This window comes from Actinophytocola sp. (assembly GCF_036378875.1).
Taxonomy (GTDB): domain Bacteria; phylum Actinomycetota; class Actinomycetes; order Mycobacteriales; family Pseudonocardiaceae; genus Actinophytocola.
In genome coordinates, this window is sequence record NZ_DASUVO010000062.1 from 1 (window position 1) to 15028 (window position 15028).

Sequence of the window (15028 nt, forward strand, 5' to 3'; positions counted from 1 at the left end):
CGTGTGGGTCGACTTCACCCTCGGCGCACTGAACTACCAGGTCGAACACCACCTGTTCCCCAGCATGCCCCGACCCAACCTCCGCCGCGCCCAACCCATCGTCCGCGCGTTCTGCGCCAGCAAGGGCATCGAGTACACCCAATGCGGCTGGCTACGGACCTACGGATACGTGCTCCAACACCTCCACGCCGTCGGCGCACCACTACGACTGGCCAACAGTTGACGACAGGCCAGCCGGCTTCCGGTTCCCCGTCTCCGCCGCGCTGACTGAGTGACGGGGACGGGGTTTCGGGTCCGGCCGGGCAATGTTCGTCACCGGCAGGGACCCCGCCGTCAGTTCACCTGATAGATCCAGTAGTCCAGCAGGTGGCCGCCCTCGTTGCGCAGCTCCACCCGTGCTTTCCTGCCGGCGGCGATGCCCAGTTGTCCGGCGCCGCGCTCACATGCCGGGGTCAGGCGGAACACGGTGGTGGGCTCCTCCAGCAGAACGGTGCTGTCGTCGGCCGCCCGGAAGGACAACGTGCGTTGCATCAGGCACCCGGCCAAGGTCGGCCGTTCGTCATCGGCGGCCGGTCACCGGTGAGAGCGTTGGCGAGGAACTCGATGGCTTGGGCGGTGGCCGCTTTGGCGGCCTTGCTGTCAGCCATCGAGTCGAGCATCACGAAGTCGTGGATCGTGCCTCGGTAACGTCGCGACGTGACGGGGACGCGGGCGGCGCGAAGCTTGCTCGCGTATGCCTCGCCCTCGTCGCGCAGCACGTCGGCTTCTGCGGTGATGACCAGTGCCGGGGGCAGTCCGGTGACCTGTTCGGTGGTCGCGCGCAGCGGAGAGGCGGTGATCTCGGTGCGCTGGGACTCGGTGCTGTACTGGTCCCAGAACCAGATCATCGCATCGCGGCGCAGGTGGTAACCCTCGGCGAACTGGCGGTAGGAACGGGTGTCGAAGGACGCGTCGGTGACCGGGTAGAAGAGCACCTGCGCGGCGAAGGTGGGGCCGGAGCGCTGTTTGGCCAGCAGGGTGAGCGCGGCGGCGATGTTGCCGCCGACCGAGTCACCCGCCACGGCCAGATGCGCCGCGTCGAGGCCGTGCTCGTCTCCGCTGTCGGCAAGCCATCTGGCGACGGTGTAGCACTCCTCGACCGCCGAGGGGTAACGGGCCTCCGGGGACCGCCGGTAGCTGGGAAAGACCACCGCGGCACCGACACCGGTGGCTATCTCGCGGATCAGCCGGTCGTGGGTGACGGTGTCGCCGAACACCCAGCCTGCGCCGTGGACGAACAGCACGACCGGCAACGGACCGCTCGCGTCGACCGGTTTGACGATGCGGACCGCGACGTCGCCGTGGGGTCCGTTCGGGATGGTCAGGTCGGTGATGTCCGCGTCGGGTCTGCTGGTCTCGCCGGACTGCGCCTCGTGGAGAGCTGCCCGGCCCTGCTCGGGGCCGAGCTCGAACAGGTACGGCGGGGAGTTGTTGGCTTCGGCGAACGCCTTCGCGGCGGGCTCGAGAACGACTCTGCCGGAATGTGATGACAAGCTGGATCCTTTCGATGCGGTGGCCGGGTGAATGCCGTGCGACGGCTCGCGCTGGACCGATCGCTGAAGCGGGATCACGCCAGAGCCGTCGACTCGGCCACCATCGCGGCGAGCACCGCCGAACCCTGCTGCTCGTACTGCCGCACCAGACGAATGCTCAACGCCAGCAACACGAACACGACGACAACGATGACGAGCATGATGTGTCCTCGGCCCACTACGGTGGGCTCAGATCGCCAGGCGACCGATCAGGGTTCGCCGAGGACGGCGCCAACCCGACTGCTGACACGCGAGTTGCTCTCGGTACCACCGACGCTACACCTTCCGTCCGACCACCGCTCACACCCGGGCGTCCGGTGATGCCGTGTGTCCGCGCAGGTTGTGCAAGGCGTCGGCAGGCGAGGAGACTTCGGGACATGACCCGCAGGTTCAGTTGACGACCTTGCCCTTGGTGGGGCGCGAGCGCGAGCTGCGTACGGTGGATTCGCTGCTCGCCGGGGCCGAGGAGCGCGGAACCGCCCTGGTGATCCGCGGTGAGGCCGGGATCGGCAAGTCCGCGTTGGTGGCGCAGGCCTCTCGGCACGCACTGGACCTGGGCATGCGGGTGCTCACCGCCGTTGGTGTGCGTTCCGAGACGTACCTTCCTTTCGCCGGGCTGCACCAGTTGCTGCGGCCGCTGCTGGGAGAGTTCGAGACGCGGTCGACGCACCGCCACGACGCGGTGCTGGCGGCGCTCGGTGTGCTCGACGCCCCCGCACCGGACCTGTTCCGCATCGCGCTCGCCACCCTCGACATGGTGACCTCCGGCGCGGCCGTCACCCCGATCCTGTTGGTCGCGGACGACGTGCAGTGGCTGGACCGGCCCACCTGTGACGTGCTGGCCTTCGTGGCGCGCCGGCTCGAGTCGGATCCGGTCGTGCTGCTGGCCACCTGCCGCGACGAGGACACCGACGACAACCCGCTCGACGCGGCGGGGCTCGCCGAGCTGCGGTTGGCGCCGCTGGACGCGGTGGACGCGACCGCTCTGCTCGACGCGCAGGACGCCGGTCTCGACCCGGCCGTCCGGCAGCGCGTACTCGTCGAGGCGAGCGGCAACCCGCTGGCTCTGGTGGAGCTTCCCCTTGCCGCACAACACCTCGACGCGGCGGCGCTGCCGACGTGGCTGCCGCTCACCACCCGCCTCGAACAGTCCTTCGCCGTCCGGGTGTCCGGGCTCCCTTCGGTGACGCGAGCGCTGCTGCTCGTCGCCGCCCTCGACGAGGGTGAGGTGCTGGCCGAGATCCTGACGGCCGCCGGCACGATGACGGGCTGCGAGGTCACCGTGCCGGACCTCGCACCCGCGATCAGCGCACGGCTGCTCGCGGTCGACACCGAGCAGTGGACGGTCCGTTTCCGGCACCCGCTGATCCGTTCCGCCATCCGCCAGCTGGCCAGCGTCTCCCAGCGGCACGTCGGGCACGCCGCACTGGCGGAGACGCTCGTCGCCCAACCCGACCGCCGCGTGTGGCACCTGGCCGCGGCTGCCGTCGGGCGGGACGAGCTGGTCGCCGCCGAGCTGGAGGCGACCGCGGCAAGGGCCCGCCGTCGCGGCGCGATCGCGGTGGCCGCGGACGCGCTGGAGCGGGCCGTCCGACTGGGCGACGATCCGGCACGACATGGTGCCCGGCTGTTGCGTGCCACCGAGATCGCCTTCGAGCTCGGCCGCCACGACGCCGTGCTTCGTCTGCTCGCCGAGATCGACCGGACCACGCTCGCGCCACGGGAGCGGACCCGCCTCTCGTGGCTGCGAGAGGTCCGGCAGGGCGGCTGGTCCGGCACGGACCGGGTGGCCGCGTTCGTCGAGGCCGCTGACCGGATGCGTCTCGCCGGTGACCCGGACCGCGCGTTGGAGGCGCTGCTCGCGGTTGCGCTGCGATGCTGGTGGTCCAACCCCGACCAGGAGACCCGCGATCTGGTGGTCACCTCCGCCGAACTGGTGCGGGTACCGCCACAGGACCCCAGACGGTTGGCGGTACAGGCGAACACGGCGCCGGTCGAGCGGGGCGAGGCGGTGCTGACCGGGCTCACCGGGCTGCGACCGGGTGCTGGCGACCCCGAGCTGGACCATCTGCTCGGCACCGCGGCCGGCGCGGTTGGCGCGTTCCCGCTGACCGTCGAGTTCCTGGCGGCGGCGGTGGCGGGGCTACGCAGACAGGGCAGGCTGGCCCTGCTCGCACAGGCGCTCGTGTCCCAGGCGTGGGCCGGCGTCAACCTCGGCAGGACAGGCGTTGCGCTGCCCTCCGCGGAGGAGGCCTATCGGCTGTCCATCGAGACCGACCAACCGCTGTGGGCGGCGGTGGCACAGCTGGCCATGGCCGTGCTGGCCGGCCGCCGAGGCGACGCCGACGCGGCGGAGGATCTCGCCGCGCGGGCCGAGCAGGTGCTGCTGCCGGTCGGCGCGAACCCGATGCTCGCGTTGGTGGCGCTCGCCCGGGGCACGGCCGCGCTCGGTGCCGGGCGCCACTCAGACGCCTACGAGCAGCTGCGGCAGATCTTCGACCCGAACGAGTCCTGGTTCCATCCGCTGATCCGGTCGTGGGCGGTGGTGGACCTGGTGGACGGGGCCGTGCACAGCGGCCGGCACGACGCGGCACGCACGGCGGTGGCCACTCTGGAACCACTGCTGGCCCGGACCGGCTCGCCCGTGCTGGGGGTGGGGCTGTGGTGTGCCCGACCGCTGGTCGCCGCCGACGCCGACGCCGAAGCGGCGTTCCGGACGGGGCTCGACGCCGACCTCACGCACTGGCCGTTCCACCGGGCCAGGCTGCTGCTGGCGCACGGTGCGTGGTTGCGCCGACAGCGTCGGGCCGCCGAGTCCCGGGTGTCGCTGCGCGCGGCGAGGGAGTCGTTCGACCTGCTCGGCGCCCTCCCCTGGGGCGATCGGGCCCGCCGGGAGCTGAACGCCACCGGTGAACGCAGCCGCCGCCGGACACCCGGCGCGCTGGACCGGCTGACCCCACAGGAGCTGCAGATCGCCCAACTGGCGGCGACCGGGCTGACCAACCGGGAGATCGCCGAGCGGCTCTACCTGTCACATCGGACGGTCAGCACCCACCTCTACCGGATCTTCCCGAAGCTCGGCGTGACCTCCCGGACCGAGCTGGCCGCGGCCGTGTACGTCACGTGACGGACGCGCGGGCACGCCGCCGTGTCTAACGTCGGATTCCCGACAACCGCGGAGGATCCGGCGATGCACCTGCCATGGGCCACCCTACCCAGCGTGTTGCTGGTGCACGGGCCGTTCGCCGGCACGTCGAGCTGGGCCGGTGTGCTGGCCGAGCTTGGCTCCGCCGGCACGGACGTCACCGCGGTCGCCAACCCGTTGCGTGGCCTCGCGATCGACGCCGCCTATGTCGCCGCGGTCGCCGGACGGGTGGACGGCCCGGTGCTGCTGGTCGGACACGGCTACGGAGGCGCGGTGATCACCGCGGCCCTGGCGCACACGGACAACGTCGTCGGGCTGGTGTTCGTCGCCGGGTTCGCCCTTGCCGAGGGCGAGAGCTGCCTCGACGTGTGCCGCGAGTTCCCGGCGACCCTTCTCATCCCGGCGCTGCGGCCGGCGACCTACCCGGGCGCCGACGGTCATCCCGCGGTGGAGCTGTACCTGCACCGGGACTCGTTCCGCCGGGTGACCGGCACCGATCTGCCCGAACCCGCGGCGGCGATCGCGACCGCCAGCCAGCGCCCGGTCGCCGCGGTCGCGTTCGCGGACACCGCGCCCGCTTACGCCGGCACACCACCGCCGTCGTGGTACCTGGTCGCCACCATGGACCAGCTCGTCCACCCCGACGCCCAGCGGTTCATGGCCCGGCGCGCCGGCGCGCACACCGTCGAGGTCCAGGCCACCCACGCGTGCCCGACATCCCACCCGACCGAGGTCGCCGACCTCATCCGCACCGCGATGCGGGCAACCGTCCACAGGAGACACTGATGAGGCTTCACCGCTCCCGCTCGAGAAGCACGCTCCTCGCCGTCGCGGCAACCGCCATCGGCCTGTCCGTGTTCGCCGGCACCGGCGCGAGCGAACCCACGGCCACCGACCACGGTCCCAAACCGACCGTCGTCCTGGTGCACGGCGCGTTCGCCGACGCGTCCGGCTGGTCCGGTGTCATCGCCGAGCTGCAGCGGGACGGCTACCCCGTGCTCGCACCCGCGAACCCGTTGCGCGACCTCGCCGGCGACGCCGCCTACCTCACCAGCGTGCTCGCCACCGTCACCGGGCCGATAGTCCTGGTTGGACATTCCTACGGCGGCGCGGTGATCACGAACGCGGCGCTCGGGAACCCGAACGTCAAGGCTCTTGTGTACGTCGCGGGCTTCGCACCAGAGGAGGGCGAGAGCATCTTCGCGCTCACCGGCCTGTACCCGGGCAGCCTCCTGCCACAGAACATCACCGCACGGCCGTTCCCGCAGGCCGACGGTGCTACCGGCGTCGACGCCTACGTCAACCCCGCGAACTTCCGCGAAGTGTTCGCCGCCGACGTCTCCAGGACCACCGCCGCGACGATGGCCGCTTCACAACGCCCGATCGCCCTTGCCGCGGGCAACGCCGAATCCGGTGTCCCGGCATGGAAGACCATCCCGTCCTGGTACCTGGTCACGCGCGCCGACCACGCCATCCCCGCGCAGACCCAGCGCTTCATGGCCGAACGGGCGAACGCCCACACCGTCGAGGTCAACACCTCGCACGTGCCCATGATCGTGCGTCCCGGCGCCGTCGCGAACCTCGTCAGGAGCGCGGCACGGAACAGTTGACCACACTCACCCCTACGGAGCCGACCATGACAGAGAACAAGCAGAACGCCACGATCGTCCTCATCCACGGGCTCTGGCTGACCCCACGCTCGTGGGAGCACTGGATCACCCGATACACCGAACGCGGCCACCAGGTACTCGCACCGGCCTGGCCGGGCATGGAGATCGAGGTCGAGGCCCTGCGCGCGAACCCCTCGGTGACCGACGGACTCGGTCTGGGCACGATCGCCGACCACTACGAGCGGATCATCCGCGACCTCGACGAACCACCGATCATCATGGGCCACTCGTTCGGCGGCGCCCTGGTGCAGATCATGCTCAGCCGGGGCCTCGGCCTGGCCGGCGTCGCGCTGCACCCCGCACCGGTGAGGGGCGTGTACCGGCTGCCGGCCTCGGCGCTGCGCTCGTCGTTCCCGGTGCTGCGCAACCCGGCCAACCGCCACAGGACCGTCGGGCTCACCTACGCGCAGTGGCGCTACGCCTTCACCAACACGATGAGCGACCAGGACTCGCGCACCGCCTACGACCGCTACCACGTGCCAAGCACCGGGCGGCCGTTGTTCCAGGCCGCGACCGCCAACCTCATGTCCAGCGCCGCCACCGCGGCGGACTTCACGCGGAGTGACCGCGCGCCGCTGCTGCTCGTCGCGGGCGGCTCGGACCACGTCGTGCCCCCTTCGATGGTGCGGGAGAACGCCAAACGGTACGGCAGGTCCGGGGCCGTCACGGCCTATCACGAGTTCCCCGGCAGGCCGCATTTCACCACGGGCGCGCCGGGCTGGCGGGACATGGCCGACTACGTCCTCAACTGGGCCGTGCTCAACACTCCCCGAGGCGTCCACCCGGAACTGGTGCCAGAAACGGCGATCACCGAACCGCGACCTCGAACACCGTGACGAGCCGACCCAGGCGTATACTGGAATTATCCGGATCGACGACATCCCACACTCGTGATGCCAGCTCTCCCGGCAAATCCGACCGGTGTGTCAAATCCTCTTCGTTCGATCCCATCCGACACTACGTACTTTTCTGCTCCGAGCAGCTGGTCTCCGCCACGGCGACCATTTAATCGAGACAGGAGCACCGAGATGACATCGGGCACGCTCACTCACACACCGTCCCCCGCGACGGGACACACACAGCTCAGGCTGCGGCTCAAGCCCCAGGCCCCGGCCACCGGCTACGTCGACGGCGCCTGGTGGCCGCGATCCCGTGACCTCGCCGACGAACTGCCCGCACTGGCCGAGGTTCTCGCGGTCCGGCTGGGCCGGATCGAACGAGTCGCCTACGCACTGTCCGCATGGGACGCCACCCCTCGCCGGCTCGAGGTCGACGGATACCGGGTCCGCGCCGAGGGATTCACCTACCAGGACCGGAACATCATCCACGTCACCGGCTCGAACCGCGGCCGCATCAGCCTGCTCGTCATCCCACCCGAGATGAACGAGACCGCGGGCCACGACGCCCTCATGACCGCGGCACACCGGGGCAACGCCGACCGACCAGAGGACATCCTCGGCACGGTCCGCCTCCCGGCACCGCGCCAGGCCCACGAATACTCCGCGCAGCGATGGGAGAGTGATGGCGGCCTCGTGCACCAGCTCGACTGAAACCCGCTTCCACACCCGCGCGGAATTCGAGAACAAGCCTTTCAACGCCTGACCAAGCCGAGGACATGGATCGTGTCCCAGACGGCGAGACTGATATGACGAAATTGTTCACACAGACCACGGCCGCCACGCGGCTACCGATGTTGCCGGATGGCTGGCCGGTCAGCTCCCACGACACCTACAAGGAGGCGCAGCAAACGGTCGATCACCTGGCCGACAACGATTTCCCGGTTCGGGGGCTCACGATCGTCGGCGTCGGCCTGGTGCTCGTCGAGCGGGTCGACGCCCATCTGACCTGGCGGCGGGTACTGGCCATCGGTGCGCTGTCGGGGGCCTGGATCGGCCTGTTCGTCGGCCTGCTGCTGAGCATGTTCACCGCGGGCGCCGGGTTGCTGCCGATCATGATCGGCGTGGTCTCCGGGGTGGCGTTCGGTCTTGCCTCGGCCGCGCTCAGGTACGCGTCGGCGCGAGGGCAACGGAACTTCGTGTCGCACAGCCACATCGTCGCGCACCGCTACGACGTGCTGTGCCAACCACCCACCGCCGAGAAGGCCAGGGAGCTGCTCGCGCAACGCGCCCTACGCGACAACTGACTGTCCATCTCGGACATTCGAGCATCTCGACGTAGCTCACACAGGTGAGCAGGTGTCCTCGTACGAGTGATTCCTCTGCACGCATCTCGCGCGGCAGGATTGTGCGGCCGTCACCCGGGTATTCGACGTCGACGAAGGTGGCAGTGGCGTTCTACAGGACAAGTCGAACATGAGCGCATCCGACCAGACGGGACGACCCAGAGTGCCGACGTCGGGCCGGGACGTGACCGAACTGGTGCCGACCGGGTTGCGGGTGAGCGCGGCGCTGTCGTGGCGGTTCATCGTCGTGATCGCCGGGCTGTACGTGATCGCGTGGGTCGCGGGCTACCTCTCGCAACTGATCGTGCCGGTGGCGATCGCGCTGCTGCTCGCCGCGTTGATGGCACCCGGCGTCGACAGGCTGGTCAGGTGGGGTGTGCCGCGCTGGGTGGCCGCGGTGATCGTGATGGTCGCGGGCATCGCCGTCGTCGGTGGACTGCTCACCTTCGTGATCATCACCTTCATCGTCGGGCTCCCGGATCTCCAGGCCCAGATCGTGGCGAGCCTCGACCGGCTCCGGGACTGGCTGACCACGGGGCCGCTGCACATGCGTGCCGAGCAGATCCAGAACGTCATCGACGACGCGATCGACGCCATCCAGGAAAACCAGGCCGCCATTACCCAGGGCGCGATCACCACCGCGACCACGATCGGCCAGATCCTGACGGGTTTCCTGCTGACCGTGTTCATCCTGGTCTTCTTCCTCTACGACGGCCCAGGCATCTGGAAGTTCGTGACCCGGGGTGTGCCCGCCCGGGTGCGTGACCGGGTCGACGTGGCCGGCCGGAGCGGGTTCGCGGCGCTGGTCAGCTACGTGCGGGCGACCGCCGCGGTGGCGCTCGTGGACGCGGTCGGTATCGGCATCGGGCTGGCGATCGTCGGGGTCCCACTGGTGATCCCGCTGTCCGCGCTGGTGTTCCTCGCCGCGTTCGTGCCCATCATCGGCGCCGTCATCGCGGGGGCCGTCGCCATGCTGGTCGCGCTGGTCGCCAACGGGTTCATCCCCGCGATAGTCGTGCTCGCCATCGTCATCGGCGTCAACCAGCTCGAGGCCCACATCCTCCAACCCGTGCTGCTGGGCAGGGCCGTAAGACTGCACCCACTCGCCGTCGTCTTCGCCATCGGAGCCGGACTGATCGCCGCCGGCATCGCGGGCGCGCTCCTCGCCGTACCACTCCTCGCCATCCTCAACGCCAGCGTCAGGTCGCTGCTGTCCGAGGAACACACCGAGCCCGAGAACATCGAAGTCCAGCACGACGACGGCCAACCCCCACCGGACAGACCGGACGACACGAACGCCACGTCGTCACCATGACCCTTCCGGTGACGGTCATGCCCTGGGTGAGGTCGGCCTCGTACGTCGGTCCTTCCGGAGCACCTCGTCGTCGAGCACTCCCTCGATGATCTGCGCGGCGACGTCGCTGAGTCGGCGCCCTCGGCTGCGGGCGTAGTCGCGCATCAGCTGGAACGCCTGGTCCATGGGCAGGCCGGCGCGTTGGGCGAGCATCCCCTTGGCCTGTTCGAGTTGCACACGGCTGGTGAGCGCGGTTTGCAGCTGTGTGGCGAGAAGCTCGCTTGCCGCGATGGCGCGCTCCTGCATCAGCCCGACGGTGGCCACGTGGGCCATGGCCTGGCCGATCCTCAGGTCCGCCTCGTTCAGTCGACCTGGTTCGAGCCGGAACAGGTTCAACGCGCCGATCGTCTCGTTACGGAGCCGCATCGGGAGCGCCTGCGCGGAGTGGAAGCCAAGCGCTTGTAGTTGTTCGGTGAAAAGCGGCCACGACGTTCTCATCGCGACCAGGTCGTCCCGGACGACCGGGCGTCCGGACCGGTAGCAGTCCAGGCACGGGCCTTCGTCGCTCTGCAGCTCGTACAGTTCGAGCAGGCGGGCCTCCTCCGCCGAGGAGGCCATGACGCGCAGGCCACCGCGCTGGTCGGCCAGCATGATCCCGGCGGCGTCGGCGTCGAGCAGCTCGACGCTGCGGGCGGCCAGTGTGTGTAGGAAGTCGATGACGTCGAAGTTGGCTACCAAGGTGTCGGCCAGGTCCACGAACGTGGTGGCCAGACGTTGCTCCCGGCTCGTCATGAGCCCCACTGCCTCTGCTCTCATGGAATCACAACGGACCCCGCCGCCTCGTCGTGCCGACCTCGTCACCGTCGAACCACATACGGCGGTTGACGACGTCGGCGGCGATGGCGGACATCGTCCGACTCGTAGCGTACGCGTGCGTCCGAAGCTTCAGCAGAGCCTCGGCCAGGCTGACACCGAGCTGGATCGCGACCATCCCGGTCGCCTGGTGAACCTCCGCTCGACTGTCGATCGACCCGATCAGCGCCGGGCCCGCGCCGTCGTACCCGTCATGGTCCTGCATGTGCAGAACGACCGCCGTGGCCGCGTCGGCGAACGCCAACGCCTCGGCGAGGTCCCGGTTGGTGAGCAGCCCCGGGGTGTCCCGGTAGAGATCCAAAACCCCTACCCGAATCGCGCCGACCCGCAACGGGAACGCGAACACGGCGCGGACACCGGCGTCGAGCACGGCCGCGCCGAACCGCGGCCAACGAGGCGACCCAGTCGCCACCAGATCGGGTTCGAGCACGGGCCAGCCGCTACCGGACGCCTCGACGCACGGCCCCTCACCGAGGGCGAACTGCAGCTCCTCCAGCTGCCGGGCCCGCTCGTCAGTGGCCGCCAGCACGATCCCACTCGGCCCGGCGGCCGTCATCAACGACGCACCGACGCCGCTGACCGGCAACGCCGACAGGCACGCCATGCAGAGCCGGGCAGGCAACAAGACCTGCTCACCATCGTGGGCGAGCCCGGACAGGATCTCGACGACGCGCTGATCGCGCATGGTGGTGCTATCCATCCGAGCCGTCACCGCGGCGAATCGGCGCGTCCGCGAGCACCGGGTAGATGTCGAACATCCGATCCATCCCGGTGATCGTGAGCGGCAGCAGGACAACACGCGTACGCGCGACCACGAACAGCCTGGTTCCCACCGCCACCGCCTCCTCCCTGCCAACGGCGAGGACGGTGAGACCGGTGGCTCCGAAGAAACCCACCTCGGTGAGGTCGATGACCAGGGTCGGAGCGCTGGACCGCAACTGGGCGAGGATCGCGCGCTGTAGCAACGGGCCGGTGTACCAGTCGACCTCGCCGCGCACCGTGATCACGACCGCACCGGAGGAGATCCGCTGGGCCGTGACGGTCAGAAGCTCCGAACCGCGCCATCGGACTGGCAGAACGGTGACGGCACGCGGCAGGCCGTCGAACAACACGAACGGAGGAGCGTTCAACGACGCTCCGTCACGGACTGGATCAGTATGTGCCATGAATCCCTCAGTCGACTGTTGTCGAACCGGGGTCCCGGGCCTCTACCCGACACAGTACGCCCTGCGCCTCGCCTCGTCGCCCGAGGAAGCCGATGGGCGAAGCCTACGAACCGTTCGGACGCTTGCCGTGGTTCGCGGACTTCTTACGGCGTGTCGCCCTCTTGCTGGTGCGCTTGGACATCATGTCCTCCGTGTGAGTACCGCGTGAGCCGTCGTGACCGAGAGTCTCTCGCGACGAACGCCACCCCAGCGTACGCTCGGAAATCGGCAGGACACACACCGTGCGCCAGTCACGGCCTACACCGCGGTTCCAGTGCGCGCACCAGCCTCGGCGTCGTCCTTGACGTGGGTCAGGAAGAACTCCCTGACGTCCTCGGCAAGCAGCTCGGGCACCTCCATCGCGGCGAAGTGGCCGCCGCGTTCGAGCTCCGACCAGTGCCTGATGTCGTACAGCCGCTCGGCCAGCGGGCGCACCGACTGCGTGATGTCGTGCGGGAGCACCGCCACGCCGACGGGCGCCTGGCACGGCAGGGGCAGCCCCCTCGGCGCATCATGGTGCAGGCGCGCAGAGGAAGCCGCGGTGGCGGTCAGCCAGTACAGCGAGATGTTCGTGAGCATCCGTTCGTCACTGATCTGCGAGCGCGGGTCCGTCCACTGTGCGAAGCGCTCGGCGATCCAGACCAGCTGGCCGACCGGCGAGTCGGTCAGCGCGTAGCCGATGGTCTGCGGGGTGAGGGCCTGCAGGGCCTGGTACGGCGGGCGGTTCGCCATCAGCTGCCTGACCTTGTCCAGCCGCGCTTCGTCCGTTTCGGACAGTTGGAGGTCGGCGTCAGGGACCGGCCGGGTCGGTAGGTAGTTGACGTGCACTCCGACGACCTGCTCGGGCGCCACCGAGCCGAGCGCCAGCGAGATGCCCGCGCCGAAGTCGCCGCCCTGCGCGCCGTAGCGCTCGTACCCGAGACGGCGCATCAGCTCGGCCCAGGCCCGTGCGATCCGGACGGCGCTCCAGCCACGTTCGTGGGTCGGCCCGGAGAAGCCGTAACCCGGGATGGACGGGATCACCAGGTGGAAGTCGCGCGACAGCGGTTCGATCATGTCGAGGAACTCCAGGAACGAACCAGGCCAGCCGTGAGTGAGGACCAGCGCGAGCGCGTCCGGGTTCGCGGACCGGACGTGGACGAAGTGGATGTTCTGGCCCTCGATCTCGGTGGTGAAGTGCGGTAACTCGTTGAGCCTCGCCTCGTGCTCGCGCCAGTCGTAGCCGGTGCGCCAGTACTCGGCCAGCTCGGTGAGCCGCGCCAGCGGGAACCCGTAGTCCGACCCGGCGTCGTCGACCTCGTTGGGCCAGCGGGTGCGGGAGAGCCGGTCGGTCAGGTCGTCGAGGTCGGCCTGGGGGATGTCGATGCGGAACGGCTTGATCATGGTCCTGACTCCACGGGTATTCATTCGGCGGCTAAACGTTTGGTCGACTAACGTTTGTCTTCCGAACGGTACCACAATCGTTAGTCGACCCAACGATTCGTTAGACTCACCACATGGAGAACCCGTCCGAGGAGTCGCCAGCCAGGTGGAAGAGCCTGCCCAGCTGGCTGCTCACCCAGACCGCCAACCACGCGCACCGCCTGGTGACCGACGGGTTCACGGCCGTCAACGCCCGCGGCTACCACTACCGCCTGCTGGCGGTGCTTGAGGAGTTCGGCCCGGCCAGTCAGGCCGCGCTGGGCCGCCGCAGCGGCATCCACCTCAGCGACATGGTCGCGACGATCAACGAGCTCGCCGACCGCAAACTGGTCGAGCGCACCCCGGACCACGCCGACCGGCGGCGCAACATCATCTCGCTGACCACCACAGGCAAGCGCCAACTGCGGCGACTGGAGAAGCAGCTGGCCGAAACCCAGGACGAACTGCTGGCCCCGCTGTCGCCCGACGAGCGCCAGCGGTTGACCGAACTGCTGTCCAAGCTGCTGGACCACCACAACCGGCGAAGCGCCACCCCAGAAGAACCGTGGCGCTGACCAACCCGGGGGCGGCCGGGCGTTATGCGAAGGATGCGACCGGCGCGCCGAAGACCCCCTCGTCGGGTACGACGCCGAGGCCGGCGCCGGTCGGTACCTGGATGTGCCCCTCGACGACCTGGACCGGGTTGTCCGAGTCGTACTGGACATCCATGAACGGCTGGGCGATCCACACCCCCTCGAGCAGGCGTGGCCGCACCGTCGCTCCGATGTGGACACACGCGGCCGCGATGATGTCCCCTCCCCACGAGTCGTCGCAGGTGTGGGGCATCGAGCGGGACTCGCAGATGTCTCTGACGGTCGCGATGTTCCCGAGACCGCCCAGGCGCGTGACCTTGAGCCCGAATCCGTCGCACACGCCGAGCGCGATCGCTCGCAGCACGTCGTTCACCTTCTCGGTGTTCTCGTCGAGGAAGATCCCGTGGCGCACCTGCCCGCGAATCGCGGCGACCTCCTCCATCGTGTTGCACGGCTGCTCGAAGACGAAGGGGATGTCGGCGCATTCCCGGTCGATGCGCAGGACGTCGCGGGTGGTCAGCGCCCGGTTGGCGTCGACGGCGACATCGGCGCAACCCGTTGCCGCCCATACCTTGTGAATCGTCTCGATGTCGAGTTCGACCGGTCGGCCGCCCACCTTGATCTGAAGACGCGGATAGCCCTCGGCGATCTTCTCCGCGGCGGTCCGCGCGACCTCGTCCGGTTCGCCGACGCTGAGCGAGTAGTACGATTTCACGCGATCGCTCGTCGCGCCGCCCAGCATGTCGCACACGCGCAGGCCGTGGGTCTTTCCGATCAGATCGTGAATCGCGATGTCGATCGCGGCTTTCGCGTAGTGGTGGCCATTGAGAAGCTTTTCCAGTGCACGGCGTAGCTCCAGTGGACCCGTCACCGGCCTGCCGATCAGGCCAGGCGCCATCTGGTTGAGTGCCGCCCGCGCGCCAAGCGCATGCTCGGCCGCGTAGGTCGGGCCGACCGGGCATGTCTCGCCCCAACCGGAGATGCCAGCATCGGACACGATCTCCACGATCGTCGAGTCCAGGGCCGTGTGCGCGCCTCCTGCCGACATCTGGTAGGCCTTGCCGCTCAACGGCAGGTCCATCTGGTACACGTGA

General features: G+C 69.3%; 18 protein-coding genes. 9 read left to right on the forward strand and 9 right to left on the reverse strand.

Annotation, left to right across the window (positions count from 1 at the left end; all coding sequences use genetic code 11):
- Positions 1–223: fatty acid desaturase family protein (locus tag VF106_RS18010; protein ID WP_330840891.1), on the forward strand; the 223-nt coding region annotated here is incomplete at its 5' end.
- 110 nt (positions 224–333) lie between these two features.
- Here the strand turns inward: VF106_RS18010 and VF106_RS18015 are convergent.
- The 3 genes from VF106_RS18015 to VF106_RS18025 all read right to left on the reverse strand — a co-directional run bounded on the left by VF106_RS18015 (position 334) and on the right by VF106_RS18025 (position 1732).
- Positions 334–531, reverse strand: a complete 198-nt coding sequence (locus tag VF106_RS18015; RefSeq protein WP_330840892.1) for a hypothetical protein — start codon at positions 529–531, stop codon at positions 334–336.
- Positions 531–1532 carry an alpha/beta hydrolase gene (locus VF106_RS18020; RefSeq protein WP_330840893.1) on the reverse strand — a complete coding sequence of 334 codons (1002 nt, stop codon included), beginning with the start codon at positions 1530–1532 and terminating at the stop codon, positions 531–533. The genes VF106_RS18015 and VF106_RS18020 overlap by 1 nt, the downstream gene beginning before the upstream one ends.
- A gap of 74 nt (positions 1533–1606) precedes the next feature.
- Positions 1607–1732, reverse strand: coding sequence for a hypothetical protein (locus tag VF106_RS18025; protein ID WP_330840894.1), 126 nt, complete (start codon positions 1730–1732; stop codon positions 1607–1609).
- A gap of 251 nt (positions 1733–1983) precedes the next feature.
- Here VF106_RS18025 and VF106_RS18030 point away from each other — a divergent pair, with 251 nt between their 5' ends.
- From VF106_RS18030 to VF106_RS18060, 7 genes are all read left to right on the forward strand, one after another.
- A complete protein-coding gene (locus VF106_RS18030) occupies positions 1984–4698 on the forward strand; it encodes an ATP-binding protein (RefSeq protein ID WP_330840895.1) in 2715 nt (904 codons plus the stop codon).
- Between the two features lie 63 nt (positions 4699–4761).
- Positions 4762–5502 carry an alpha/beta fold hydrolase gene (locus VF106_RS18035; protein WP_330840896.1) on the forward strand — a complete coding sequence of 247 codons (741 nt, stop codon included), beginning with the start codon at positions 4762–4764 and terminating at the stop codon, positions 5500–5502.
- Positions 5502–6326, forward strand: a complete 825-nt coding sequence (locus VF106_RS18040) for an alpha/beta fold hydrolase (RefSeq protein WP_330840897.1) — start codon at positions 5502–5504, stop codon at positions 6324–6326. The genes VF106_RS18035 and VF106_RS18040 overlap by 1 nt, the downstream gene beginning before the upstream one ends.
- A gap of 26 nt (positions 6327–6352) precedes the next feature.
- Positions 6353–7222, forward strand: coding sequence for an alpha/beta hydrolase (locus tag VF106_RS18045; RefSeq protein WP_330840898.1), 870 nt, complete (start codon positions 6353–6355; stop codon positions 7220–7222).
- Positions 7223–7414: 192 nt separating this feature from the next.
- Entirely contained in the window at positions 7415–7936 is a 522-nt protein-coding gene (locus VF106_RS18050) for a DUF5994 family protein (RefSeq protein ID WP_330840899.1), read from the forward strand.
- A 95-nt stretch (positions 7937–8031) separates the two neighbouring features.
- The gene (locus VF106_RS18055; protein ID WP_330840900.1) at positions 8032–8529 is read left to right on the forward strand and encodes a YflT domain-containing protein; all 498 of its coding nucleotides are present in this window, start codon (positions 8032–8034) and stop codon (positions 8527–8529) included.
- Positions 8530–8698: 169 nt separating this feature from the next.
- Positions 8699–9883: an AI-2E family transporter gene (locus tag VF106_RS18060; protein WP_330840901.1), complete on the forward strand. Its 1185-nt coding sequence runs from the start codon at positions 8699–8701 to the stop codon at positions 9881–9883.
- A 15-nt stretch (positions 9884–9898) separates the two neighbouring features.
- On the opposite strand, the gene VF106_RS18065 is transcribed toward VF106_RS18060, so the two are convergent.
- The 5 genes from VF106_RS18065 to VF106_RS18080 all read right to left on the reverse strand — a co-directional run bounded on the left by VF106_RS18065 (position 9899) and on the right by VF106_RS18080 (position 13323).
- Positions 9899–10678, reverse strand: a complete 780-nt coding sequence (locus VF106_RS18065) for a GAF and ANTAR domain-containing protein (protein ID WP_330840902.1) — start codon at positions 10676–10678, stop codon at positions 9899–9901.
- Between the two features lie 4 nt (positions 10679–10682).
- Complete coding sequence (locus VF106_RS18070; protein WP_330840903.1) at positions 10683–11420, reverse strand: GAF and ANTAR domain-containing protein; 738 nt, start codon at positions 11418–11420, stop codon at positions 10683–10685.
- A gap of 7 nt (positions 11421–11427) precedes the next feature.
- Positions 11428–11865 carry an STAS domain-containing protein gene (locus VF106_RS18075; RefSeq protein WP_330840904.1) on the reverse strand — a complete coding sequence of 146 codons (438 nt, stop codon included), beginning with the start codon at positions 11863–11865 and terminating at the stop codon, positions 11428–11430.
- 139 nt (positions 11866–12004) lie between these two features.
- Positions 12005–12085: a 50S ribosomal protein bL37 gene (locus VF106_RS50915; RefSeq protein ID WP_414639008.1), complete on the reverse strand. Its 81-nt coding sequence runs from the start codon at positions 12083–12085 to the stop codon at positions 12005–12007.
- A gap of 113 nt (positions 12086–12198) precedes the next feature.
- Positions 12199–13323 carry an epoxide hydrolase family protein gene (locus tag VF106_RS18080; RefSeq protein ID WP_330840905.1) on the reverse strand — a complete coding sequence of 375 codons (1125 nt, stop codon included), beginning with the start codon at positions 13321–13323 and terminating at the stop codon, positions 12199–12201.
- Positions 13324–13436: 113 nt separating this feature from the next.
- On the opposite strand from VF106_RS18080, the gene VF106_RS18085 reads away from it, so the two are divergent.
- A complete protein-coding gene (locus VF106_RS18085; protein WP_330840906.1) occupies positions 13437–13916 on the forward strand; it encodes a MarR family winged helix-turn-helix transcriptional regulator in 480 nt (159 codons plus the stop codon).
- A 22-nt stretch (positions 13917–13938) separates the two neighbouring features.
- Here VF106_RS18085 and VF106_RS18090 read toward each other — a convergent pair.
- On the reverse strand, positions 13939–15028 hold a 1090-nt coding region (locus VF106_RS18090), incomplete at its 5' end, for a mandelate racemase/muconate lactonizing enzyme family protein (protein ID WP_330840907.1).